Origin of the sequence: Sulfitobacter sp. 1A12157, assembly GCF_043557345.1 — a bacterium.
GTDB lineage: Bacteria > Pseudomonadota > Alphaproteobacteria > Rhodobacterales > Rhodobacteraceae > Sulfitobacter.
The window spans coordinates 66859-89928 of the sequence record NZ_JBIFFV010000005.1 but is presented as its reverse complement, the minus strand read 5'-3'; the positions used below and the strand labels follow the sequence as shown (position 1 = coordinate 89928).

22 protein-coding genes are annotated in these 23070 nt (G+C 64.1%); 8 read left to right on the top strand and 14 right to left on the bottom strand.

Annotated elements, in window-relative coordinates:
• The first annotated feature begins 13 nt into the window (after positions 1-13).
• Positions 14-388, top strand: coding sequence for a VOC family protein (locus ACGYLC_RS10565; RefSeq protein WP_394422918.1), 375 nt, complete (start codon positions 14-16; stop codon positions 386-388).
• 79 nt (positions 389-467) lie between these two features.
• Entirely contained in the window at positions 468-950 is a 483-nt protein-coding gene (locus ACGYLC_RS10560) for a DUF2244 domain-containing protein (protein WP_394422917.1), read from the top strand.
• A gap of 55 nt (positions 951-1005) precedes the next feature.
• On the opposite strand, the gene ACGYLC_RS10555 is transcribed toward ACGYLC_RS10560, so the two are convergent.
• Positions 1006-1464 (bottom strand): GatB/YqeY domain-containing protein, encoded by a 459-nt coding sequence (locus ACGYLC_RS10555; RefSeq protein WP_067262660.1) that lies wholly within the window; start codon positions 1462-1464, stop codon positions 1006-1008.
• Positions 1465-1658: 194 nt separating this feature from the next.
• Here ACGYLC_RS10555 and carA point away from each other — a divergent pair, with 194 nt between their 5' ends.
• Both carA and ACGYLC_RS10545 read left to right on the top strand, forming a co-directional pair.
• Positions 1659-2819, top strand: coding sequence for a glutamine-hydrolyzing carbamoyl-phosphate synthase small subunit (gene carA, locus ACGYLC_RS10550; RefSeq protein ID WP_394422916.1), 1161 nt, complete (start codon positions 1659-1661; stop codon positions 2817-2819).
• A gap of 93 nt (positions 2820-2912) precedes the next feature.
• Positions 2913-4856, top strand: a complete 1944-nt coding sequence (locus ACGYLC_RS10545) for a glycosyltransferase (protein ID WP_394422915.1) — start codon at positions 2913-2915, stop codon at positions 4854-4856.
• Here the strand turns inward: ACGYLC_RS10545 and ACGYLC_RS10540 are convergent.
• Positions 4807-5460 carry a GntR family transcriptional regulator gene (locus tag ACGYLC_RS10540; RefSeq protein WP_394399975.1) on the bottom strand — a complete coding sequence of 218 codons (654 nt, stop codon included), beginning with the start codon at positions 5458-5460 and terminating at the stop codon, positions 4807-4809. The two genes, ACGYLC_RS10545 and ACGYLC_RS10540, sit on opposite strands and share 50 nt — an antisense overlap.
• Before the next feature lie 101 nt (positions 5461-5561).
• Here ACGYLC_RS10540 and ACGYLC_RS10535 point away from each other — a divergent pair, with 101 nt between their 5' ends.
• A complete protein-coding gene (locus ACGYLC_RS10535) occupies positions 5562-6209 on the top strand; it encodes a pyrimidine 5'-nucleotidase (protein ID WP_394400400.1) in 648 nt (215 codons plus the stop codon).
• Positions 6209-7408: a UbiH/UbiF family hydroxylase gene (locus ACGYLC_RS10530; RefSeq protein WP_394422914.1), complete on the top strand. Its 1200-nt coding sequence runs from the start codon at positions 6209-6211 to the stop codon at positions 7406-7408. Before ACGYLC_RS10535 ends, ACGYLC_RS10530 begins: the two co-directional genes overlap by 1 nt.
• An 18-nt stretch (positions 7409-7426) precedes the next feature.
• On the opposite strand, the gene ACGYLC_RS10525 is transcribed toward ACGYLC_RS10530, so the two are convergent.
• The 3 genes from ACGYLC_RS10525 to ACGYLC_RS10515 all read right to left on the bottom strand — a co-directional run bounded on the left by ACGYLC_RS10525 (position 7427) and on the right by ACGYLC_RS10515 (position 9521).
• Complete coding sequence (locus ACGYLC_RS10525) at positions 7427-8551, bottom strand: aminotransferase class V-fold PLP-dependent enzyme (RefSeq protein ID WP_394422913.1); 1125 nt, start codon at positions 8549-8551, stop codon at positions 7427-7429.
• Positions 8552-8613: 62 nt separating this feature from the next.
• Positions 8614-9069 (bottom strand): Lrp/AsnC family transcriptional regulator, encoded by a 456-nt coding sequence (locus ACGYLC_RS10520; RefSeq protein ID WP_394399981.1) that lies wholly within the window; start codon positions 9067-9069, stop codon positions 8614-8616.
• The gene (locus ACGYLC_RS10515; RefSeq protein ID WP_394399983.1) at positions 9066-9521 is read right to left on the bottom strand and encodes an Lrp/AsnC family transcriptional regulator; all 456 of its coding nucleotides are present in this window, start codon (positions 9519-9521) and stop codon (positions 9066-9068) included. Before ACGYLC_RS10515 ends, ACGYLC_RS10520 begins: the two co-directional genes overlap by 4 nt.
• 134 nt (positions 9522-9655) lie before the next feature.
• Here ACGYLC_RS10515 and ilvC point away from each other — a divergent pair, with 134 nt between their 5' ends.
• Complete coding sequence (ilvC, locus tag ACGYLC_RS10510; protein WP_394399985.1) at positions 9656-10678, top strand: ketol-acid reductoisomerase; 1023 nt, start codon at positions 9656-9658, stop codon at positions 10676-10678.
• A gap of 77 nt (positions 10679-10755) precedes the next feature.
• Positions 10756-11676 (top strand): DMT family transporter, encoded by a 921-nt coding sequence (locus tag ACGYLC_RS10505; RefSeq protein ID WP_394422912.1) that lies wholly within the window; start codon positions 10756-10758, stop codon positions 11674-11676.
• A gap of 6 nt (positions 11677-11682) precedes the next feature.
• Here the strand turns inward: ACGYLC_RS10505 and glmM are convergent, their stop codons facing one another.
• From glmM to ACGYLC_RS10460, 9 genes are all read right to left on the bottom strand, one after another.
• Positions 11683-13029 carry a phosphoglucosamine mutase gene (gene glmM / locus ACGYLC_RS10500; protein WP_394422911.1) on the bottom strand — a complete coding sequence of 449 codons (1347 nt, stop codon included), beginning with the start codon at positions 13027-13029 and terminating at the stop codon, positions 11683-11685.
• Positions 13026-14039, bottom strand: a complete 1014-nt coding sequence (folP, locus tag ACGYLC_RS10495) for a dihydropteroate synthase (protein WP_394422910.1) — start codon at positions 14037-14039, stop codon at positions 13026-13028. Before folP ends, glmM begins: the two co-directional genes overlap by 4 nt.
• Positions 14039-14965 carry a dihydroneopterin aldolase gene (locus ACGYLC_RS10490; protein WP_394422909.1) on the bottom strand — a complete coding sequence of 309 codons (927 nt, stop codon included), beginning with the start codon at positions 14963-14965 and terminating at the stop codon, positions 14039-14041. Before ACGYLC_RS10490 ends, folP begins: the two co-directional genes overlap by 1 nt.
• A 106-nt stretch (positions 14966-15071) precedes the next feature.
• Positions 15072-15713 carry a cell wall hydrolase gene (locus ACGYLC_RS10485; RefSeq protein WP_394422908.1) on the bottom strand — a complete coding sequence of 214 codons (642 nt, stop codon included), beginning with the start codon at positions 15711-15713 and terminating at the stop codon, positions 15072-15074.
• A 129-nt stretch (positions 15714-15842) separates the two neighbouring features.
• Positions 15843-18380: a putative PEP-binding protein gene (locus ACGYLC_RS10480; RefSeq protein ID WP_394399997.1), complete on the bottom strand. Its 2538-nt coding sequence runs from the start codon at positions 18378-18380 to the stop codon at positions 15843-15845.
• A gap of 74 nt (positions 18381-18454) precedes the next feature.
• Positions 18455-20542, bottom strand: coding sequence for a glycine--tRNA ligase subunit beta (gene glyS, locus ACGYLC_RS10475; RefSeq protein WP_394422907.1), 2088 nt, complete (start codon positions 20540-20542; stop codon positions 18455-18457).
• Between the two features lie 92 nt (positions 20543-20634).
• Positions 20635-21450, bottom strand: coding sequence for a DUF1206 domain-containing protein (locus ACGYLC_RS10470; protein ID WP_394422906.1), 816 nt, complete (start codon positions 21448-21450; stop codon positions 20635-20637).
• A gap of 81 nt (positions 21451-21531) precedes the next feature.
• Positions 21532-22047, bottom strand: coding sequence for a DUF6446 family protein (locus tag ACGYLC_RS10465; RefSeq protein ID WP_394400003.1), 516 nt, complete (start codon positions 22045-22047; stop codon positions 21532-21534).
• Entirely contained in the window at positions 22044-22991 is a 948-nt protein-coding gene (locus ACGYLC_RS10460; protein WP_394422905.1) for a glycine--tRNA ligase subunit alpha, read from the bottom strand. The genes ACGYLC_RS10465 and ACGYLC_RS10460 overlap by 4 nt, the downstream gene beginning before the upstream one ends.
• Between the last annotated feature and the right edge of the window lie 79 nt (positions 22992-23070).

Here is a 23070-nt window from a genome sequence, read left to right as displayed (position 1 = left end):
AAGGAGCGAGCCGATGCACCTTTCTGCGATAACCCTGATCGTCCCCGACTATGACGCCGGCATCGCCTTTTACTGCGGCGTCATGGGGTTCGAACTGACCGAGGACGTCGACCAAGGCCGCAAACGCTGGGTCCGCGTCACCCCGCCCGGCGCCGAGACGGGGTTCGTCCTGGCCCGGGCGGACGGAGAGGCGCAGCGCGCCGCCATCGGCAATCAGGGTGCGGGCCGTGTTTGGTTGTTCTTGAAGGTTAAGGATTTCGCGGCGGAATTTGATCGGCTGACCGCTGCGGGCGTGACCTTCGAAGAAGAACCGCGTCATGAGCCCTATGGCAAAGTGGCCGTTTTTCGCGACCCTTTCGGAAACCGCTGGGATTTGCTGGGCGGTTGACCCCTCCCGCGGCTCCGCGCCGCATTGCCATTACCCGGCCGGCCGCTATCTTGGCTCTTGACTGAGCCTGAGCGATCCCATGCCCTACGAATGGACAACCCCGCCCCGTGCCAACCCGCAGCAGATGCGCCTTTGGCCGCATCAATCCCTGCCCGCGCGCGGCTTTGCGGCCTTCATGCTGGCCAGCTTTACGCTGGCGATGATTCCGCTTTTCGCCATGCTCGGCACCGCCCTGCTTTGGGGGCTGCTGCCCTTCGTGCTTTTGGCTTTGGGGGCGGTCTATTGGGCTTTGCAGCACAATCACCGCACCCGCCAGATCGAAGAGGTGCTGACCCTCGACGACACCACGGCGCGGCTGGTGCACACCACCGCCAAGGGCGAGGTCAAGGATTGGGACTGTAACCGCTACTGGACCCAGGTGAAGAAGTACGACGATGACGGCCCCGTGCCGCATTACGTCACCCTACGCGGCGAGGGCCGCGAGGTTGAGATCGGTGCCTTTCTCAGCGAAGAAGAGCGCATCGCGCTCTACGACGATCTGGCGCGTCACCTGCGGAACTGAAAAGGGCCAGACCTTGCGGCCCAGCCCTCTGTTTTTTTTTCAACTCAATCGCGGCTCAGCTCAAGCGGTCTTTGATGACCGGGCCCACCGCGCCGAAATCCATCTGGCCGGTATACCGCTCTTTCAACAGCCCCATGACCTTGCCCATGTCGCGGATCGAGGTCGCGCCGACATCGGCCACGGCCTTGTCCACGGCGGCGGCGGTTTCGGTGACGCTGAGCTGCCTTGGCAGGAACTCTTCGATCACCTCGACCTCCTCGCGCTCGCGCTCCGCCAAGTCCAGCCGCCCGCCCTCTTCATAGGCGCGCGCCGATTCCTGACGCTGTTTGGCCATTTTGCTGAGGATGCCCAACACCTCGGCATCCGACACGCCCTCATCCTTGCCATTGGCCCGGGCGGCGATGTCCTTGTCCTTGATCGCGGCATTGATCAGCCGCAGCGTCGAAAGCCGGTCCGCCGCCTTGTCTTTCATGGCCTGTTTCAAAGCATCCGAGATGCGCATCCGCAATGACATGGTGGTTTCCTGTGTTTCGCTAAATCCAAGGGTCGCAGCTTACCTGCTCTCTCCGCGCGGAGCAATGGGGGGCGACCATAGGTAACCCCCTGTTCTGAAACGATATCTCATTTCCCTCCCCCTATTGACCCCGCGCCCGCGCGGGATTAGGTTGCCACCCGTTTACCCGCCCCTTTCTGCCCGGAGACTGCCCCATGTCCGCGCCCGCTCGCCCACGCCCAACCGCCTGCCTTGCCCTTGCGGATGGATCGATTTTCTACGGCATGGGGTTTGGCGCGACCGGCCAGACCGTGGCGGAGTTGTGCTTCAACACCGCGATGACCGGCTACCAAGAGATCATGACCGACCCGTCCTATGCGGGCCAGATCGTGACCTTCACCTTCCCGCATATCGGCAATGTCGGCACCAACCCCGAAGATGATGAGACGGGCGATCCGGTCACCGCGGGCATGGTCGTCAAATGGATGCCCACCACGCCCAGCAGCTGGCGCAACATTCAGCCGCTGTCGGATTGGCTGGCGTCGCGCGGGCGCATCGCCATCGGCGGTGTCGACACCCGCCGCCTGACCCGCGCGATCCGCCAGCAAGGCGCGCCGCACGCCGCCCTCGCCCATGACCCGGATGGAAACTTCGACATCGAAGCGCTGGTCGCCGCCGCGCGCGATTTTGCCGGGCTCGAAGGGATGGATCTGGCCAAGGACGTGACCTGCGCCCAGACCTATCGCTGGAACGAGATGCGGTGGGCATGGCCCGACGGCTACGCGCCCCAGACCGAAGCCAAGCACAAGGTGGTCGCCGTGGACTATGGCGCGAAACGCAACATCCTGCGCTGCCTCGCCTCTGCGGGCTGCGATGTCACCGTGCTGCCCGCCACTGCGACCTATGAAGACATCATGGCCCATGAGCCCGATGGCGTCTTCCTCTCCAACGGTCCGGGCGATCCGGCGGCGACGGGCGCCTATGCCGTGCCGATGATCCGCGAGGTTCTGGACAAAACCGATCTGCCCGTCTTTGGCATTTGCCTTGGCCACCAGATGCTTGCACTGGCGCTTGGTGCGACCACGGTCAAGATGAGCCACGGCCACCACGGCGCCAACCATCCGGTCAAGGATTACGACACCGGCAAGGTCGAGATCACCTCGATGAACCACGGTTTCGCGGTCGACGGCCAGTCCCTGCCCGAGGGCGTGCGCGAGACGCATGTCTCGCTCTTTGACGGGTCGAACTGTGGCATCCGCGTCGATGGCCGCCCGATCTGGTCGGTCCAGCACCACCCCGAAGCCAGCCCCGGCCCGCAAGACAGCTATTACCTGTTCGAGCGGTTCAGCGAGGCGATGGCCGAGCGCAGCGCGTAAAATTTTCTACATGCACTGATTGCACAGGCGACTTTTAACACTCGATTAACGGTCGCCTGCCAGTCTCATTCCGGAACCTCGACGGGGCACGGAATGAGCAACCTTCGCCTGAAACTCTCAGCGCCGCGGATGGCCACCGCGCCCGCCCGCCGGATGCGGTTGGGCGAGCATTTGATCGCCGCAGGGGTCATTGGCCCGCGCGATCTGCTGCACGGGCTTGACCTGCAGCGCCGCATAGACGCCCCTCTGGGCGAAGTTTTGGCCACCGAAGGCTTGATCGCCCCCGATGACATCGTCAAAGCGCTCGCCCGCCAACATGGCGCCCAGCCGGTCGACCTCGACCGCAGCCCCTGCGATCATCGGCTTGCCGCTCGGATACCCGCGCATTTGTGCCTGCAATTCGAGGCCGTGCCATGGCTGGAACTGGGGGACCGGCTTTTCGTGGCCAGCGGTCGCCCCGCTGAATTCACTCAGCTTTGCGATGCCTTGGGGCAGCGGGGGAAGACTCTGGTACTGGTCGTCGCCGATGCCAGACAGGTACGAACCCAGATCGGCAGGCTCTATGCTGCCGAACTGGCGGAACGTGCCGTCACCCGCGTGGCGGATGCGGAAAGCTGTCGAAACTGGGGGCTACGCAGCCTCAAGCGGCGGTTTGCCTTGCGGGGTGTTTTGCTGTCGCTCCTCGGCCTGTTGGTGCTTTTCCCCTCCGCGGTCCTTGCCATTGCGCTCCTCTGGGGCGCGCTTACCCTGCTGCTGACCAGCGGGCTCAAGGCCACGGCCCTGTGGGCCGCTCTCGCCCGGCCCAAGCCCCCCCGGTCACCGCCGCATTTGCAAGAGAGTAAGCGATTCCGCCTGCCCCAAGTCTCGGTCCTCGTGCCCCTGCTGCATGAGGAAGAGATCGCGCAGGCGCTGATCGCGCGGCTTTCGCGGCTCACCTACCCGAAATCGCTGTTGGAGGTGGTTCTGGTCCTCGAAGCGAGTGACAAACTCACCCGTGCGACCATCGCCCGCACCCCCCTGCCGCCATGGATCAGCGTGATCGAAGTGCCCGACGCCGGGGCGCTCAAGACCAAACCCCGCGCGCTGAACTACGCGCTTGATTTCTGCCGCGGCAGCATCATCGGCGTTTGGGATGCCGAGGACGCGCCGGAGCCGGACCAGATCGAACAGATTGTCACCCGCTTTCACAACGCACCCGAAAATGTCTCTTGTTTGCAGGGGGTTCTGGATTTCTACAACAGCCGCGGCAATTGGATGGCCCGCTGCTTTTCGATCGAATATGCGACGTGGTGGCGGGTGATCCTACCAGGCGTGGCCCGGCTGGGGCTGGTTGTCCCGCTGGGCGGCACCACGTTGTTTTTCCGGCGCGACATCCTCGAACGGCTCGGCGCTTGGGACGCCCATAACGTGACCGAGGATGCCGATCTGGGTCTCCGGCTGGCGCGGCGCGGCTATGTGACCGAACTGATGCGCACCACCACCTATGAAGAGGCCAATTGTCGCCCGTGGCCTTGGGTGCGGCAACGATCCCGATGGCTGAAGGGCTACCTCATCACTTGGGCGGTCCATATGCAAAGGCCGCGTGCCCTGCTGAATGACCTCGGGCTGCGGCGGTTCATCGGCGTGCAGGCGATCTTTCTCGCCACGGTCTCGCAATTCGCCCTCGCGCCCCTTCTCTGGTCGCTGTGGCTGAGTTTTTTCGGGCTGTACCACCCGGTTACGCACTGGCTTGCCCCGCCAGTCCTGAGAGTGATCTTCGCCCTCTTCATTCTATCGGAATTACTGAACTTCTGCGCCGCCACCATCGCGGTCTCAGGCCGGGGTCAGCGGCATTTGCTGCCTTGGGTCATCACCTGCCCGCTCTATTTTGCATTGGGAGCCTTGGCCGCCGCCAAAGCGCTGTTTGAGCTCTATCGCAGCCCACATTTCTGGGACAAAACCGCCCATGGCCACACTCTGCCGCGCTATGTGAGACCGCGCAGGAAGATCAAAAATCATCCTCGCGCCGGACCGCTTCCTGCTTCAAGCGGGTCATGAAGGCGACGGAGATATGCGTGCGCAGCGCCTCATCCGCGCCATCCTCATCGCGGGCTTCGATCATCTGCACGATGCGGTCATGTTCGGCCTGCGCAATCTCCCCACGCCCCTCCACCGCGAGGGATGAGGTCGCCATCAAGGCCATGGAGCGGTGCACGAGGTCGAGCTGCTGCACCAAATAGCGGTTGTGCGATGCCAGATGGATTTGCTTGTGAAACCGTTTGTTCGCCCGCGCCAGCGCATTGGGATTGCCTGCCAGCGCGTTGTCGGCATCCACCATCTCGCGCAGCACGCGCACCTCCTCGGCGGTGGCATGGCGCGCGGCCAGTCGCGCGGCCAGCCCCTCCAACTCGCCCCGGACGACGTAAAGCTCGGCCATCTGGTTGTGATCCAGCGAGGCCACGATCAGGCTGCGCCCATCGCGCATCAGCAAGGATTGCGTCTCAAGCCGTTGTAATGCCTCACGGATCGGCGTGCGCGACACGCCGAAACGCTCGGCCAATTCGCTCTCCACCAAGCGGTCACCGGGGCGATAGGTGCCAATGTCGATGGCCTCCAGAATCATCGAATAGGCGTCGGTCGGGCCGGTCTTGGGGTCGGGCATCAGCTATCAGTCCTTGAAAGTTGTGCCACCTTACTCACCGCGACCATTTGCGCAACCCGGCAGGGCTTGCGCGGGCGCGCGTCTCGGCCTACCTCTGCGCCATGCCGCGCGATGCTTTTTCTCATGTCACCACTTGGGTCTTCGACCTCGATCAGACGCTTTACCCGCCCGAAGCGCGGCTTTTCGACCTGATCGAAGCGCGTATGGTCGATTGGGTGATGCGCGCGATCAAGGTCGACCGGGCCGAGGCAAACCACCTGCGCCAGCATTATTGGCAGACATACGGCACCACCCTGGCCGGCTTGATGCGCGAACACGGTGTCGACCCCGGCCCCTACCTGACCGAGGTGCATGACATCCCGATGGACCGGCTCACCCCCGACCCGCTGCTCGCTCAGGCCATTCGCGTGCTGCCGGGGCGGTGTATCGTCTATACCAACGGCTGCGCGCCCTATGCCGAACGGGTGCTCGAGGCCCGCGGTCTTTCGGGGCTTTTCGACGCGATCTATGGTGTGGAACACGCCGATTTCCTACCCAAACCCGAAGCCGCCGCCTATGACAAGGTCTTTGGCATCGACGGGTTCCAAACCGCATCCGCCGCCATGTTCGAGGATGATCCGCGCAACCTCGCCGCGCCCCATGCTTTGGGGATGCGCACGGTACATGTGGCCCCGGAACGTGGCGAAGGCGATCACATCCACTACCATACGCAAGATCTTTGCGAATTCTTAACACGGGTGGCCGGCTGATGACCTTCGATTGCGATATTCTGATTTCCGGCGGCGGCATCGCCGGGTTGACCGCGGCGGCGGCCTTTGGCGCGGCGGGCTTCGATGTGATCTGCGTCGACCCCACCCCGCCCGTCACCGATGGCGCCGCCAAGGGGGCCGACATGCGCTCCACCGCGCTGCTGCAACCGGCGCGGCCGCTGCTGGAAGACGCCGGTCTATGGGACCGTCTTGCCCCCCATGCCGCCGCGCTGCAAATCATGCGCATCGTCGATGCGGGCGGCGAAGACCCGAGCCCCCGCGTCACCCGCGCGTTCGACGCCGCCGATATCTCTGACGCACCCTTCGGCTGGAACTTTCCCAACTGGCTGCTGCGGCGCGAAATTCTGTCCCGGCTGAATGAGCTGCCCAACGTCGATTTCCGCCCCGGCACCGGCACCACCACGCTTTTTACCCGTCAAAGCGAAGCGCGTGTCGGGCTGAGCGATGGCAGCCGGATCAGAACCCGGCTCGTGATCGCCGCTGACGGGCGCAACAGCCCAATGCGCGAGGCCGCCGGGATCGAGGTCACCACCCGCCGCTACGGGCAAAAGGCACTGGCCTTTTGCGTGACCCACCCGATCCCGCATGAGAATGTCTCGACCGAAGTACACCGTTCGGGCGGGCCTTTCACCCTCGTGCCCCTGCCGGACCGCGATGGCATGCCCTGTTCCGCCGTGGTCTGGATGGACGATGGCCCCGCAACCCAAGCCCGCGCCACGCTCGACCCTGCCGCTTTCGAGGCCGAAGCGACCGCGCGGTCGGCCAATCTCTTCGGCCCGCTCACCCTCGCCAGCCCCCGCGCCCTCTGGCCCATCATCAGCCAAGAGGCAAAACGTCTTTCCGCCGAACGGCTGGCCCTAGTGGCGGAAGCCGCCCATGTGCTGCCCCCCATCGGCGCGCAGGGGTTGAACATGTCGCTGACCGATATGGCGACGCTGCTGGATCTGGCCCGCGCCGCGCCCGAACGCCTCGGCGATGCGGAGATGCTGGAGACCTATCACAAGGCCCGCCACGCCGATATCGCGCTCAGGGTCCGGGGCATCGACCTGCTGAACCGCGCCAGCCAAGCCAGCAGCCCGCTCGCCCGAGACGCGCGCGCGGCGGGGCTCAACGCCCTCTACGCCCTGCCCCCGGTGCGCAAGATGTTGATGCAAATGGGGCTGGGCCTGCGCCGCTGAATTGCGGCGCAGAGGGCCTTACAGAACCTCGTCCAACACCGCCGTCAGCCGCGCCACGGTCGCGTCGACATCATAGAGCTTGTCCAATCCGAACAGCCCCAGACGGAAGGTGCGAAAATCGTCCGGCTCCCCCACCTGCAACGGCACCCCGGCGGCGATCTGCATGCCATGGGCGGCGAAAGCCTTGCCGTTTTGCACATCGGGATCGGCGGTATAGCACACGACCACCCCCGGCGCGGCAAACCCCTCTGCGGCGACCGAAGTCACGCCGCGGGCGGCCAGTGCCTGACGCACCGCCTCGCCCAAACGCCACTGCGCCTCCTTTAGCCGGTCGAACCCATAGTCCCGCGTCTCTTTCACCGTATCGCGGAAAGCGCGCAGCGCGTCCGTCGGCATGGTGGCGTGATAGGCGTGCCCTCCGGCCTCATAGGCTTTCATGATGTCGCGCCATTTGCGCAGGTCGATGGCGAAACTGTCCGACGTGGTCTCGTTCAGCCGCGCCTCGGCCCGGGCCGACATCATCACCAAACCGGCCGAGGGCGCGGCACTCCACCCCTTCTGCGGGGCCGAGATCAGCACATCGACGCCGAGCGCCTTCATATCCACCCAGACACAGCCCGAGGCAATGCAATCGAGCACCATCAGCGCGCCCACCTCATGGGCCGCCGTGGCCATGTCCTTGATATAGTCATCCGGCAGGATCATGCCCGAGCTTGTCTCGACATGCGGCGCAAACACCACCTGCGGCTTCTGCGCGCGGATCGCGGCGGTGACCTCGTCGATCGGAGCGGGCGCAAAGGGCGCGGGGCTGGCATTGCCCTGCATCCGCGCCTTCATCACCTCGGCGCTCTTGGTCAGATCGCCATTCTCGATGATCTGGCTCCAGCGGTAAGAGAACCAGCCGTTGCGCACCACGAGCACATCCTGCCCCCGCGCGAACTGCCGCGCCACGGCCTCCATCGCATAGGTGCCGCCACCGGGCACCAGCGCCACGGCATCGGCGTTATACACCTCGCCTAGCCAGCCCGAGAGGTCACGCATGACCTGCTGAAACTCCGCCGACATGTGGTTGAGCGACCGGTCGGTAAAGACCACGCTGAATTCATCAAGCCCCGAAGGGTCTACCGTGTCGAGCAATGCCATCGTTCTTCCTCCATCATTCGAAGCAAAGGGATATGGCCCGCCGCGGCAAAAGGCAAATGCGGCTATAGCGGCCCCGGCAGGCGTTCTTCGCTCAACAGCACATTGGCCTCCACCTCCCCCGCGCCCGGCAGGGTCATGATCCGCCGCCTGAGCACACGCTCGAAGTCCGGCAAGTCTCGCGCCACGACCCGCAGACGATAGTCGAACAGCCCCAAAACATGCTCAACCGTCTGCACCTCGGGAATGGCCGAAACCGCCCGCTCGAAGTCCTCCAAACTCACCCGCCCGCGCGTGGCCAGCTTGATGCCCAGAAACACCGTCACGCCAAAGCCCAAGGCCTCGGCATTTAAACGCAACCGCCGCCCGGCAATCGCGCCCCCCTCCTCCAGCCGCTTGATCCGCCGCCATGTGGCAGGCTGCGACAGGCCAAAACGGCGCCCCAAGGCACTGGCACTTTGATTGGCGTCCCGCGCCAGCGCCCGCAGCAAGGCCCGGTCAATGTCATCAAGATCGATCACAGCGGCAGCCCCTCCTGCGTCTTGATCCGCGCCACATGCATCAACGCCTCGATCTCGGCGATATGCGGCAGGGTCAGGATGCGACTGCGGTAAATCTGCTGATAATGCCCCATGTCCCGCGCAATGATCGACAGCCGCAGATCGACCCGCCCCAAAAAGGTCTGCAACTCGATCACCTCAGGCACCTGCCGCGCCTCTGCCATGAAGACATCAAAAGCATTCGCCTGCGTCTTGTCCAAAGTCACCCGCAAGGACACTTCCAAAGCATAACCAAGCGCCGCCCAATCGATCACCACCCCGCTGCCCTGCACGATCCCCTGATCTTGCAGACGCGCAATCCGCCGCGCCGCCTTGCCGGAGGTGACATTGCACCGCTCCGCCAATTCCCCGGGGCTGAGACTCGGCTCCGCCTGCCAGTAGCGCAGAATACGGCGATCCAGATCATCAAGCATGATTTTTCCGTTCTTGAGCATTATCACGAATAACTATCTTCATCCTTTCACAAATACCTCTGCGATGACAATGGCTACTGGGCGCAACTCCGCTATGGTGAGACCCAGAACGAGACAAACCAAAGGACAAGATCATGCGCGTTTACTACGACCGCGACTGCGACGTGAACCTCATCAAGGACAAGAAGGTGGCGATCCTCGGCTACGGCTCCCAAGGCCATGCCCACGCGCTGAACCTGCGCGATTCCGGTGCCAAGAACCTCGTCGTCGCCCTGCGCGAAGGCTCCAAATCCGCCGCCAAAGCCGAGGGCGAAGGCCTCAAGGTCATGGGCATCGCCGAAGCCGCCGCTTGGGCCGACTTGATCATGTTCACCATGCCCGATGAACTTCAGGCTGAAACTTACAAGAAATACGTGCATGACAACATCCGCGAGGGTGCCGCCATTGCCTTCGCCCACGGTCTGAACGTGCACTTCGGCCTGATTGAGCCCAAGGAAGGCGTCGATGTCATCATGATGGCCCCCAAGGGCCCCGGCCATACCGTGCGCGGCGAATACACCAAGGGCGGCGGCGTGCCCTGCCTCGTGGCCGTCGACAAAGACGCCTCCGGCAAAGCGCTGGAAATCGGCCTCTCCTATTGCTCCGCCATCGGCGGCGGCCGCTCCGGCATCATCGAGACCAACTTCCGCGAGGAATGCGAAACCGACCTCTTCGGCGAGCAGGCCGTGCTCTGTGGCGGCCTTGTCGAACTGATCCGCATGGGCTTTGAGACGCTGGTCGAAGCGGGCTACGCCCCCGAGATGGCCTATTTCGAGTGCCTGCACGAAGTGAAACTGATCGTGGACCTGATCTACGAAGGCGGCATCGCCAACATGAACTACTCGATCTCGAACACTGCGGAATACGGCGAATACGTCTCCGGCCCGCGCATCCTGCCCTACGACGAGACCAAGAAGCGCATGAAAGACGTGCTGACGGACATTCAAAACGGCAAGTTCGTACGTGACTTCATGCAAGAGAACGCCGTGGGCCAGCCTTCGTTTAAAGCGACCCGTCGCATCAACGACGAGCACCGCATCGAACAGGTTGGCGAAAAGCTGCGCGAGATGATGCCGTGGATTTCCGCAGGCAAGATGGTGGACAAGGCCAAGAACTGAGCCAAGTCTCCCCAAAGATAAGACGACATCGACCCCGGCCTCGCGCCGGGGTCTTTGCCTTTACACCCGGAGCCCCGATGAACACCACGCCTCAAATCACGCTGACAAGCTGGCTTTTGATCGCCCTTTTGGGGTTTGTCTGGGGGGGCACCTTTCTCTTTACCGAAGTGGCGCTCACCGGGATCACGCCCTTCTGGCTCGCGGCTTCGCGGATCGGTTTGGCGGCGGTGGTGATGCTAGCACTTTGGGCCACGCGGGGGTTCGCGCTTTTCACCGCGCGCCCCTCTGGCTCCGACATCCTCGTGCTGGTGACCATCGGCATCATCAGCTCAGCCCTGCCCTTTTCGCTGCTCGCATGGGGGCAGCAATATGTGACCTCGGGCTTTGCCGGGGTGACAATGGCCTCCGTGGCACTGATCGTCCTCCCCATGGCCCATTTCCTGCTGCCGGGAGAGCGCATGACCCCGCGCAAGGTCGGCGGCTTTGTTATCGGTTTTGTCGGCGTCATCGTGCTGATCGGCGGGCAAGCCTTTGAAAGCACCGGCGCCGCGATGGAGACGGCGGGGCGGATGGCCTGCGTCGCCGCGGCCTCTTGCTATGCGGTCAGCTCGATCCTCATGCGGCGGCTGCCTGCGGTCGATCCGATTGGGCTGGGGACAGTGTTGATGCTGATCGGCGCTGCGGTCATGTTGCCCGCCGCCGTCCTCAGCGAGGGCCCGCCGCCCCTGCCCGCGCCCAAGATACTGGCCGTACTGGTCTTTCTCGGCCTGATCCCCACCGCGGGCGCGGCGTTTTTGCGGGTCTATGTGGTGCGCACCGCGGGGCCGGTCTTCATGTCACTGGTGAATTACCAAGTGCCGGTTTGGTCGGTCCTACTGGGCGCGCTGGTGCTGTCAGAGCCGCTGCCGATGTCGCTGCTCTACGCGATGGCGCTGATCCTTGCAGGGGTTGGGCTTAGCCAATACGGCGCGCTGAAACGGCTGTTCCAGCGCGGGTAGAACAGCTTAGCTGCCCACCGCCGTATTCACCGCCTCGACCACGCTGTCGACGGCACGCTCCATCAGCGCCGCGTCCTCATGTTCGGCCATGACGCGCACCAAGGGTTCCGTGCCCGATTTGCGGATCAACAGCCGCCCGCCCTGCGCCAAATCGGCTTCGGCCTGCGCAATGGCGGCTTTGACCTGCGCGTCTTCCAGCGGGGTCTGGCCGGCGGAAAAGCGCACGTTTTTCAGCAGCTGGGGCACTGGGTCGAATTGATAAAGCAGTTCCGAGGCAGGCTTGCCCGAGCGGACCATTTCGGCCAGAAACTGCATCCCGGCCATCAGCCCGTCGCCCGTGGTCGCATAGTCGGTCATCACGATATGGCCCGACTGCTCCCCCCCGAGGTTAAAGCCCCCTTCGCGCATCCGCTCCACCACATAGCGGTCGCCGACGGCGGTGCGTTCCAACTGCACGCCGCGGTCGTTGAGGAATCGCTCCAGCCCGAGGTTGCTCATCACCGTGGCGACCAGCGCGTTGCCCTTCAAGCGCTGCTCGCTCGACCAGCGCGCGGCCATCAGCGCCATGAACTGGTCGCCGTCGCCGATGCGCCCGTTCTCGTCGATCAGGATCACCCGGTCGGCGTCGCCATCAAGGCAGATGCCCACATCGGCGCCATTGGCCACCACGGCCTCCGCCGCCGATTGCGGCTGGGTGGAACCGCAGCCGTCGTTGATGTTGAACCCGTCCGGGTCAACACCCACGGGGATCACATTCGCGCCCAATTCCCACAGCGCCATCGGTGCCACATGGTAGGCCGCCCCATGGGCGCAGTCGATCACCACCTTCAGCCCATCAAGGCGCATCTGACGCGGGAAAGAGGATTTGACCCGCTCGATATAGCGAAAGCGGCTGTCGTCGATCCGCTTGGCCCGGCCAATCTGATCCGGTGCCGATGGCTCGACCCCCTCGGCGACCAGCGCTTCGATTTCCTGTTCGACCTGATCGGAAAGTTTGAAGCCATCCGGGCCGAAGAACTTAATGCCATTGTCGCTGGCCGGGTTGTGACTGGCCGAGATCATCACCCCCAGATCGGCCCGCATGGAGCGCGTCAAAAGCCCCACCGCCGGTGTTGGCACCGGCCCTAGAAGCAGCACGTTCATGCCAGTGCTGGTAAGCCCTGCGGTCAGCGCGTTTTCGAACATATAGCCCGAGAGCCGCGTGTCTTTCCCGATAACGACACGGTGCACGCCGCTTTTCTCACGCCGGAAATAGCGCCCTACAGCGGCCCCGATGCGCAGCGCCATATCGGCGGTCATCGGGTGAATATTGGCGGTGCCCCGCACGCCGTCTGTACCAAAGAGCTTTGTCATATCTGTTTACCTGCCAGTGCCGAACGATAAAGTAAAATGGATTGAAGGGTTTGCGCCACATCGTGGACGCGCAAGACTTGGACCCCGTGGTTCAGCGCCGCGAGGGCCACCGCGATGGAGCCGGGCGCGCGTTCTTCCCCCGCCGCACCGCCGCCGATCGTGCCGATGAAACGTTTACGCGACGCGCCGAGCAAAATCGGCACCCCGAGGCTGTGGAACAGGCTGAGGCGTGCAAGCAGCGCGAGGTTATGATCCAGCGTCTTGCCAAAGCCGATGCCCGGATCGGCGATGATATTTTCGCGCGGGATGCCCTGCGCTTCAAGCGCCGCGATCCGCTCGGCCAGATAGTCACAGACATCAAGCAGCACGTCACCATAGCGCGGATCGCGCTGCATCGTTGCCGGGTCGCCTTGGGCGTGCATCACACAGACCGGCACCCCCCGCGCCGCGCAGAAGGGCGCAAGCGCCGGGTCGAAGGTCAGCCCCGCCACGTCATTGACCAGATCCGCCCCCGCCGCCACGGCGGCTTCGGCCACGGCGGCCTTGCGGGTGTCGATGCTGATCGCCCCTCCCCCGGCGGCCCGCAGCCCTTCGATCACTGGCCGGACACGCGCAATTTCTTCGTCCTGCGGCACGGTATGCGCGCCCGGGCGGGTCGATTCCCCGCCGATGTCGAGCATATCGACCCCCGCCGCCCGCATCGCCACCCCTGCGGCGACTGCGACCTGCGGATCGGCATGACGCCCCCCGTCGGAGAAACTGTCAGGCGTGGCATTGAGGATGCCCATCACGCGGGGGCGGTCGAAACTCAAGCCAGCGATGGCCGGGCGCGGCGCGGTCAGGGCATCGCGCGCGGCGAAGGGGAGCGCCTCTGCCGGGATCACGCGCGGCGTCTGCCCTCGCGACAGGACTTCGACATGGGTGAACCAGCCCCAACCGCCCGCGAGGGTCAGCGCAGCTTCGGGCCGTGCGGGGCCGATCTGAACCAAGGGGCGGTGGTAGTCGGTCATCAGACGATCTCCGCAGTTTCGACGTCAAGCACGCGGATGGGCAGCGCCGTGCCCCTAGGCCGCTCCGCGCCGATCAGGACCAATTCGCAGGCCGATGAACTTTCGGCGAACCACGCGGCTAGGGCGGGTGCTGCGCTTGGCAGGGCCGTGGGGCCGTCCACCGCGTCGAGCACGATCCGCGCAGGCGCCCAGATGCTGATCTGGCCGTTTTTCATCGCCCAGTCCAATTCCGTCCGGCTGCCGACAACCGCGCCGCGCGGATCGCGGGCCGAGAGCATCCAAGCGTTCTGTTCGATGGCTAAGAGGTCGATGTGGCGCTGCGCTTTCTCATCCTCGGCCTGTGGCAAAGGGGTGTCGGAGGGGCCAACACAGAGGATTACCGGCTCCGCAGCGGCTTTCAATTGGTCTAGCCATCCCGGCAACCGCGCTGAAGCAATCGCTGCGTTGGAGAGATAAACCACGCGCGGCTGCGGAGCCTCTGGGCCCGCGTCCTGCGAAGCGGCCTCTTCCCGCGCGCGCACGATCTCAACGCCAAGGGCCCCGGGGCCACGGTCGAGCTTTTCGATCCGCACGAAGACCCGCACCGCTTGCGGCTCGATCAGGATACGGTCAGCTACCCGTTCGGCAAGCGTTTCCAAAAGATTGAGCCGTTCGGCGCCAAGCTCGGCGGCGATGGCTTCGGTCACGCGGTCGTAAGACAGGATGCGGTCGACATCATCATCCACCACCCCGGTCAGGGGGGCCACCTCGACCACGACGTTGAAACAGACCCGTTGGGTGACGTCCCGCTCGGCCTGAAAGGCGCCGATCTCGACCTCAACGATATGATCGCGCAGGGAAATACGGTCGCGCGGCTCGGGGCCGGCCATCGTCTCTGCCCGCTCGGAAGGGTGGGCAAAGGCAAGTCGAATTTCGTCGTCGGACATCGGCAGCGCCTATCGGATCAGGGTAATGGCCCCACCGGGGGCGCTTCGATGCACATTTAGCAGGCCCACCGGCGGCAGACCAGCACCCGAAGGCATATCCCGCCCCTCAGTTCGAGGCGGTCTTCCATGTATGGCGATAGAAGAGATGCTGACCGATCCGGGCGGTCTTGGTATAGACCCGCGCCCAATTGGGGTTCACAGCGGTGGTGTGATAGTGGGTAGCCCCATTGGTCAGCTTCGGCGCACTGCCGTCGATGATCGCACGCGCGACTTTCGTGACACGGGCAAAGGCGCGCGGCTCATTGATGACTTCTTTGTGGCCGTCGCAGGTGTAGGTGAACTGGCACTGATACTTGCGCCCCGTCCCTTGGTTGATCACGCCACAAAGGGTGCCGGGGAAACGGGCGGATTTCACGCGGTTCATGATTACTTCTGCTACGGCGAACTGGCCTTTGACCGTCTCGCCCCGCGCCTCGAAGTAAAGCGCTTCGGCAAGGCACTGCAACTCGGCGTTGCCTTCGGCCTTGGGCTGGCTGTCGATCCACGCCGTGGAGAATTTCACGTCCGTCGCGTTGGCCGACACGGGCTGTGCGACCATCTCCTGAAGCCGCGCCGCACCGGCGGACTTCAGACCTTGAATTTCAATCTGCGCAAGATCGCTTGCGCTTTCAGAGCTGGCTTGAACCGCCAGAGGACTGCTGCACAGCGCCACGGAAAGAGCAAAAGAGATCGACCGGATAAAACGCATTATGCGCCTCGCATCATTGTTAGGGCTGCGGGGCGGATAGCCAAAAGGTTCCCGGCGGTAAACCCAACCAGACGTTATGTGCAGAAACTCGCCGAATTATGGTATAAATTGGGCCGGAGCCCGCCGTCCCTACCCGATCTTGTGGGCAATGGCGAGCTGGGCAGCGGCCAAACGTGCAACTGGTACGCGAAATGGCGAGCAGGAAACATAATCGAATCCCGATTCGCGGCAAAAGGCGATGGATTCGGGGTTGCCGCCATGTTCACCACAGATGGAAAGGGTGATTCCGGGCTGCGCCCTGCGCCCTCTTTCCGCCCCAAGTTGCAGCAATTCGCCGACCCCATCGGTGTCAAGCACATGGAACGGATCCTCCGGGTAGACCCCCTGTTGCACGTAGTTCGACATGAAGCGCCCCGCATCGTCGCGCGAAAGCCCGTAGGTCATCTGCGTCAGGTCGTTGGTCCCGAAGCTGAGGAAGGCGCAATGCGGCGCGATGTCGGCGGCACGCAGACAAGCGCGCGGGGTCTCGACCATGACGCCGAGGCGGTAGGTAAAGCTCGCGTCACGCTCGCTGCGTACGGCGGCGGCCACGGCATCAACGCTGGCTTTGACCAGTTCAACCTCGCGCCGGGCGCTGACCAGCGGGATCATGATCTCGGGCACCACCGGCTCGCCATCGCGGCTGGCCTCGATCGTGGCCTCGAAAATGGCGCGGGCCTGCATCTCATAGATTTCGGGCACGGTGACCCCGAGCCGCACGCCGCGCAGGCCAAGCATCGGGTTATACTCTGTCATCGCCGCCACGCGGCGGGTCACATCGGACATCTGAAGGCCAAGCGCCTCGGCCAATTCGCGCTGCCCGGCCTTGTCGGAGGGCAGGAATTCATGCAGCGGCGGGTCGAACAGACGGATGCAGACCGGCTGGCCCTGCATGATGCGGAAAAGCTGGGTGAAATCCTCGCGCTGCATGGGCAGCAGACGTTCCAGCACGGCGCGGCGGTCCTCGCCGCTTTCGGCAAAGATCATCTCGCGCATCACCGTCAGGCGCCCGGGCTCGAAGAACATATGCTCAGTCCGGCACAGGCCGATGCCATGGGCGTTGAAGTTGCGCGCGGTCTGGGCGTCGGTCGGCGTGTCGGCATTGGCGCGAATGCCGATGTCGGCCACGTCCTCGGCCCAGCCCATCAGCCGGTTGAAGGTATCGTCGAGCGCGGCCTCCTGCATCTTGGCCGCCCCCGCCAGCACCTGCCCGGTAGAGCCATCGACGGTGACCTGATCGCCTTCGACAAAGACCCGCCCGTCGGGGGCAATGATCTGCCGTTGGGTCACCACAAAGCGCATGTTCGAGGCACCGACCACGCAAGGCAGCCCCATGCCGCGGCCGATCACCGCCGCATGGCTGGTGATGCCGCCGCGTTCGGTCAAGACGGCGGCAGCGGCATGCATGCCGCGAATGTCCTCGGGGGACGTCTCACGCCGGACGAGGATACAAGGCTCCCCGCGTGCGGCGCTGGCCTGCGCGTCACTGGCGGAAAAGACGATCCGCCCGGTCGCCGCGCCGGGGCTGGCGGCGATGCCGCGCCCGATCACGTCCCGCTTGGCGCTTGGGTCAACTTGGCGGTGCAGCAGTTCCGAGAGCGTGCGCGGTTGCACCCGCATGAGCGCCTCCTCGCGGCTGATGATCCCCTCATCGGCCAGCGCCACGGCGATGCGCACAGCAGCCCGAGAGGAACGCGCGACCTTCACACCGTCCAGGATATGCAGCTTGCCCTGATCGATCACGAATTCGACCTGCATCTCGGCCCGCAGCCGTTTGCGCATCAGCGCCGCGTGATCCTTCAACTCCGCAAAGGCTTCGGGCACCAATTCTTCAAGCGATGGCCCGCGCGGATCGCGGGTGAGATACATCGCCGCCGCATCGCCTTCGAGCGCGTCGCGGCCTTGGCTCTGGCTCAGATAGCGCCCGGTGATCTGCGGCAGGCCGGTGTCGCTGTCGACCAGTTGCAACACGCCCGAGCCGCATTGCCCCTGCCCCACGCCAAAGGCCATCTCCTGCACCACCAGCCCAAGCCCCGCATCCGCGGGCGCGCCCTTGGCCTGCCTGAGCAGCCGCGCCGAGGTGCCGTTCCACGCCCGCGCCATGGAGCGCAGTACCGCCGCCAGTTGCGTCGCCGGGTCTTGGGGGAAACGCTCTTCGGTCTCGGCCTCATAGGCGCGCAGGGATTCCATCAGCGCCGCGCGGCCATCGCCATTCACATCGTCGAACATATCCGGGTCGAGACGGGCCACATTGACCGCGTAGGACTGCACGAAACGCGAATAAAGCGCCGCCGCTGGCCCTTCGCCAATGGTGCCCGCATAGCTTTCGAAGAGCGCGTCATTGATCCCGATGTTCAGCACCGCCCCCGGCCCGCCCCAATCGGGGTCTTGGCTGGAGGGCCGCACGCAAAGCAGCGCGCCTTTGGGAAACTGATCGACCACTGCCTGCACGTCGGGCATCTGCCCCCGCGCGATCTGCTGCACCGCGTCAAAAGACAACGCAATGGTGCGCGGCACCGGCAGGTCGAGCCGCACAAGACGTTGCAGACATTTGGCCCGCCCGCCGTGGGTGGTATTGGCAATCGGCGCGGTGGGGGTCACCAGCGTGGTATGGGGATCGTTCTGCACTGCGGCACCTTAATCGTTCGGGTGCAGCATAGGGGCTGAGGCAGAAGGGGCAAGGGATCTTGCCCCCTCCGGGGTCAGCCGTCCAGTTTGGTCAAATCCGCCACGGCGCTACAGATCGTGCGGATGCGGCTCAGCAGATTAAGCCGGTTGCGCCGCACCGTGGGGTTCTCGGCATTGACCTGCACCGCCTCGAAAAACGCATCAATCGGCCCGCGCAATTCAGCCATCGCCGCCATCGCGGTCGAGAAATCCTGCGCGGCCATCGCCGGGGTGATCTTGGCCTCGGCCTTGTCGAGCGCGGCGAAGAGGTCTTTCTCGGCTTCGGTTTCCGCAAACTTCGGATCGGCGCCAAAGGAGTATTCCACGCCATCGGCCTCTTCGGCTTGGCTAAGGATGTTGTTGGCGCGTTTGAAGCCTTGGATCAGGTTCTCGCCATCGTCGGTTTTGAGCGTCTCCGACAGGGCGCGGGCGCGTTTGACCAGCAGGGTGAGGTCGTCGCTGCCGTCCATGGCGATACAGGCGTCGATGACGTCGTGACGGATGCCTTGGTCGCGGAGGTAGACTTTGAGGCGGTCGTGGATGAAGCCCAAAATGTCCGCGGTATCGGCCCGACCCGCGTCGCGCTTGCCGACGATCTCGGCGCTTTGCGCCAGCACGTCGTTTAGCGATAGAGACACATCATTCTCCACCAAAATCCGGATCACGCCCAAGGCCGCGCGGCGCAGCGCGAAAGGATCCTTGCTCCCGGTCGGCTTCTCATCAATCGCCCAGAACCCGGTCAACTTGTCGATCTTCTCGGCCAGTGCCACGGCGATGGAGACCGGCGCCGTCGGCACATCATCGGACGGCCCGAGCGGCGCGTAGTGGTCCTTGGCCGCATCCGCCACCGCGTCCGACATCCCCGCGCGGCGCGCGTAATAGCTGCCCATCAGGCCCTGCAACTCGGGGAATTCATAAACCATCTCGGAACTGAGGTCGGCCTTGGCGACGCGGGCGGCCTTCTCGGCTTCATCGGCATCGGCACCGACCAGCGGCGCCAACTCGCGCGAGAGGGTTGCCATGCGGTCGATCAACTCGGCTTGCGTGCCCAGCTTGTTGTGGAAAGTGACGTTCTCCAACGCCTTGACCCATGTTTCCATCCCTGCGCCGGTGGTGACGCTGCGCAGGTCGTTGTCCCAGAAGAATTTCGCATCCGACAGCCGCGCGCCGAGCACTTTTTCGTTGCCCGCAAGGATCGTCGCACCCTCATCGGCGGTGGTGCGGTTGGCGACGGTGATGAAGCGCTCGATCTGCCCCGACTTTGGGTTGCGGACCGAGAAGAATTTCTGGTGCTCCTTCATCGAGGTCTGCAGCACCTCGGGCGGCAGGCCGAGAAAATCCTCGCCGATCCGACCCATCAGGACCACGGGATATTCCACAAGACCCGCGACCTCGGCCAGCAGCCCCGCGTCCTCGACCACTTCGAGACCGGCGGCAAAGGCGAGGTTGGTGGCGTCATGCCAGATCGTATCGGCGCGCGCGGCGGGGTCGAGCACGACAAAGGCGCGGGCGAGCTTGTCTTGATAATCCTCAAACCCCGAGACTTCGATCTCATCGGGCGCGAGGAACCGATGGCCGCGCGTGGTATTTCCGGCGGTGATCCCGTCGATGGTCAGCGGCACGACCTCGGCCCCGGCCTCGTCGCTGATGACGCAGAGGATGGAATGCAGCGGGCGGACCCATTTCAGGCTGCCGCTGCCCCACCGCATCGACTTGGGCCAGGGGAAGTTGCGAATGGTCTGTTCCAGCACCTCGGCCACGATCTCGGCCGCGGGACGGCCCGGCTTTTCGATCTTGGCAAAGAGGATCTTGCCCTTGGGCGTGTCGCGCTCCTCAAGCTGGTCGCGGGTCAGGCCTGCGCCGCGCAGGAAACCTTCGATCGCCTTTTCTGGTGCATCGGCCTTCGGGCCTTTTCGCTCCTCGACCTGCCGGGGGCTGGCGGCGAGCATGTCGCCAAGCGCCAGCGTCAACCGGCGCGGGGTGGTGAAGACGGCGGCGGAGCCATAGGTCAGACCGGCCTCGACCAAACCATTGGTCACCAGCTTTTGCAGGTCTTCGCCCGCGCGTTTCTGCATCCGCGCAGGAATTTCTTCGGAAAACAGTTCAATCAGCAGATCTGGCACGGGCGGCCCCCAATTCTTGCCGCGACGGCGGCGTCTCATCGGGGGCTTGGATAACGAGTGCTAGGCGGAGGGTCTAGCCCCCCGCCCCGCGTTTAATCCAACAAGGTGCGGATATCGGGGTCAGAGAATTTCGGCACCACGCGATAGCCCGCTTCGACGAAGTTATAGACCGCGAAGCCGATCAACCCCAGCCCGGCCCCGCCCAGAAGGAAGCGCCCAAAGGCCATGCCGCGCAGGTCTTGCAGCGCCTCGCCTAGACCGCCCGCCTGTTCGGGATTGGCGGTCAACGCCGCATAGCCCAGCGAAAAGGCGACCAGCGCGAGAATGCCGCCATAGACGACAAGGCCAATTTTTACGATGGGGTCGATGCTTTCGGTGAAATGGGTGCGCGCCAGATGGCCCTTATACTTCCCACTCAGCCCTTTGTAGGCGTAGTAAATCCCCGCGCCCAAAAGGATCAGCGCGCCGGCAGCCACGATATAGCGCCCGGCAGGCATGGCCATCAGCTTTTGCGTCCAGTCTTGCGCGGAATTGCCGCCGGAGTTCTTGCCGCTCATCGCCAGAGCGAGAACCGAAACGCCGATACCGCCGTGGATCAGCCCGGTCGTGACCTGCCCCAGCCGCGCGATCAGCCCCTTGGCGTCGGTGCCGTGGTCTTCGACATCTTTCACGCCCGCGGCCACACGCCAGACCAGATAGGCAAGCAGCCCGATGCCGATGGCAAATAGCGCGGGGATGCCATAGGGCTCATCCCGCAGCGCCGCGAGGGCGTCTTTCGTCCCCGAGGCTTGGGTGCTTTTGAGCGCGGCCAAAAGCGCCAGCGCGCCGACGATCGTATAGATCACCCCGCGCGCGCCATAGCCCGCGCGCATCACCCATTTCAGCCCCTCATGTGTTTTCTCTGACATTTTCGCCCCCGATCTATGTGGGGACAAGCGTTCAGCAGCGCCAAAAAGTTCCGCCGAAAGGGGCCGCGGGCGGCGATAAGATCAGTCGGCGGGGCGTTCGGGGCAGGCTTCACCCACCACGGTGCCGTCATAGGACTTCTCACCGCAGTCATTCAGCTCATGCCAGATATAGCCGCGCCCGTCGTCGGTCAGCGCCACGATCCGGTCGACGCCGTAGTGCACGTTCTTGCCGCCGAGGAAGGTCAGCGCGCTGCCCGCCGCGATCTCGGCCCCGATGGCGGGGGCGTCGAAACAATCGAACCAGCCCGGCGCGTTGCGCGGATCGGTATGATCGGTCATCTCATAGGTCTCGGTCGCCATGGCAAGGCTGATGTCATGCTCGAAACAGGCGCGGAATCGGATCGGGGAACTGTCGGCGTCGATGGCCTGTAGCTTCGCCGCCGCGATCTCCTCCGGCTCCTGCGTCGTCAGAGAGACGAGTTCAACCTTGGCCTCGGGCACATCGTGGTAAAAGCCGTAGATCTGAAGGTAATAAAGCGCCGCACCGGCGATCACTGCGGAGACGAGGATCACGATGCCAACAATCTTTCCGCTCATGTCGCGCTGTCCGCCTCGGGCGTCCAGCCGCCGGCGCGGGTCTGCACGAAGGCATCCGCGCATTGTTTGGCCAAGCTGCGCACCCGCCCGATGTAAGCCTGCCGCTCGGTGACCGAGATCACGCCACGCGCGTCGAGCAGGTTAAAGATATGGCTGGCCTTGATGCATTGGTCGTAGGCCGGATGCGCCATGACGATGCGCTTGCCGGTCTTGGGGTCTTCGGCGGGCTGTTCGAGGATGAATTTGCAATGGGCCTCGGCCTCGTTGAACTGATCAAGCAGCACCTCGGTATTGGCCGTGTCGAAGTTCCAGCGCGCGAATTCCTCTTCGGTCTGTTTGAACACATCGCCATAGGTCAGCGGGATCGGCGCGTCGGGGCTGTTGAATGGCATGTCCATGACGTGATCGACGCCCAGCACATACATCGCCAGCCGCTCCAGCCCGTAGGTCAACTCGCCCGAGACAGGGTGACAGTCATGGCCGCCGACCTGCTGGAAATAGGTGAACTGCGAGACTTCCATGCCGTCACACCAGACCTCCCAACCAAGTCCCCAAGCGCCGAGCGTCGGGCTTTCCCAATCGTCCTCGACAAAGCGGATGTCATGCAGCGCCATGTCGATGCCGATGGCTTCGAGCGAGCCGAGGTAGAGGTCTTGCAGATTGGGGGGGCTTGGTTTGATCAGCACTTGATACTGGTAATAATGCTGCAAACGGTTCGGGTTCTCGCCGTAGCGCCCATCCGTGGGGCGGCGCGAGGGCTGGACATAGGCCGCGGCCCAAGGCTGGGTGCCCAAGCTGCGCAGCGTGGTGGCCGGGTGGAAGGTGCCCGCGCCCACTTCCATGTCGTAGGGTTGCAGCACCGCGCAGCCCTGCCGCGCCCAATAGCTTTGCAAAGCAAGGATGATCTCTTGGAAAGAGCGTGGTTTCTGCGCTGCGTCAGACATGGTGATTGCCCCTTAATGATGCGCGCCTTTCCTACGTCTGCAAACCATGGGGGTCAATCACAGCTTTATCAGAATTTCG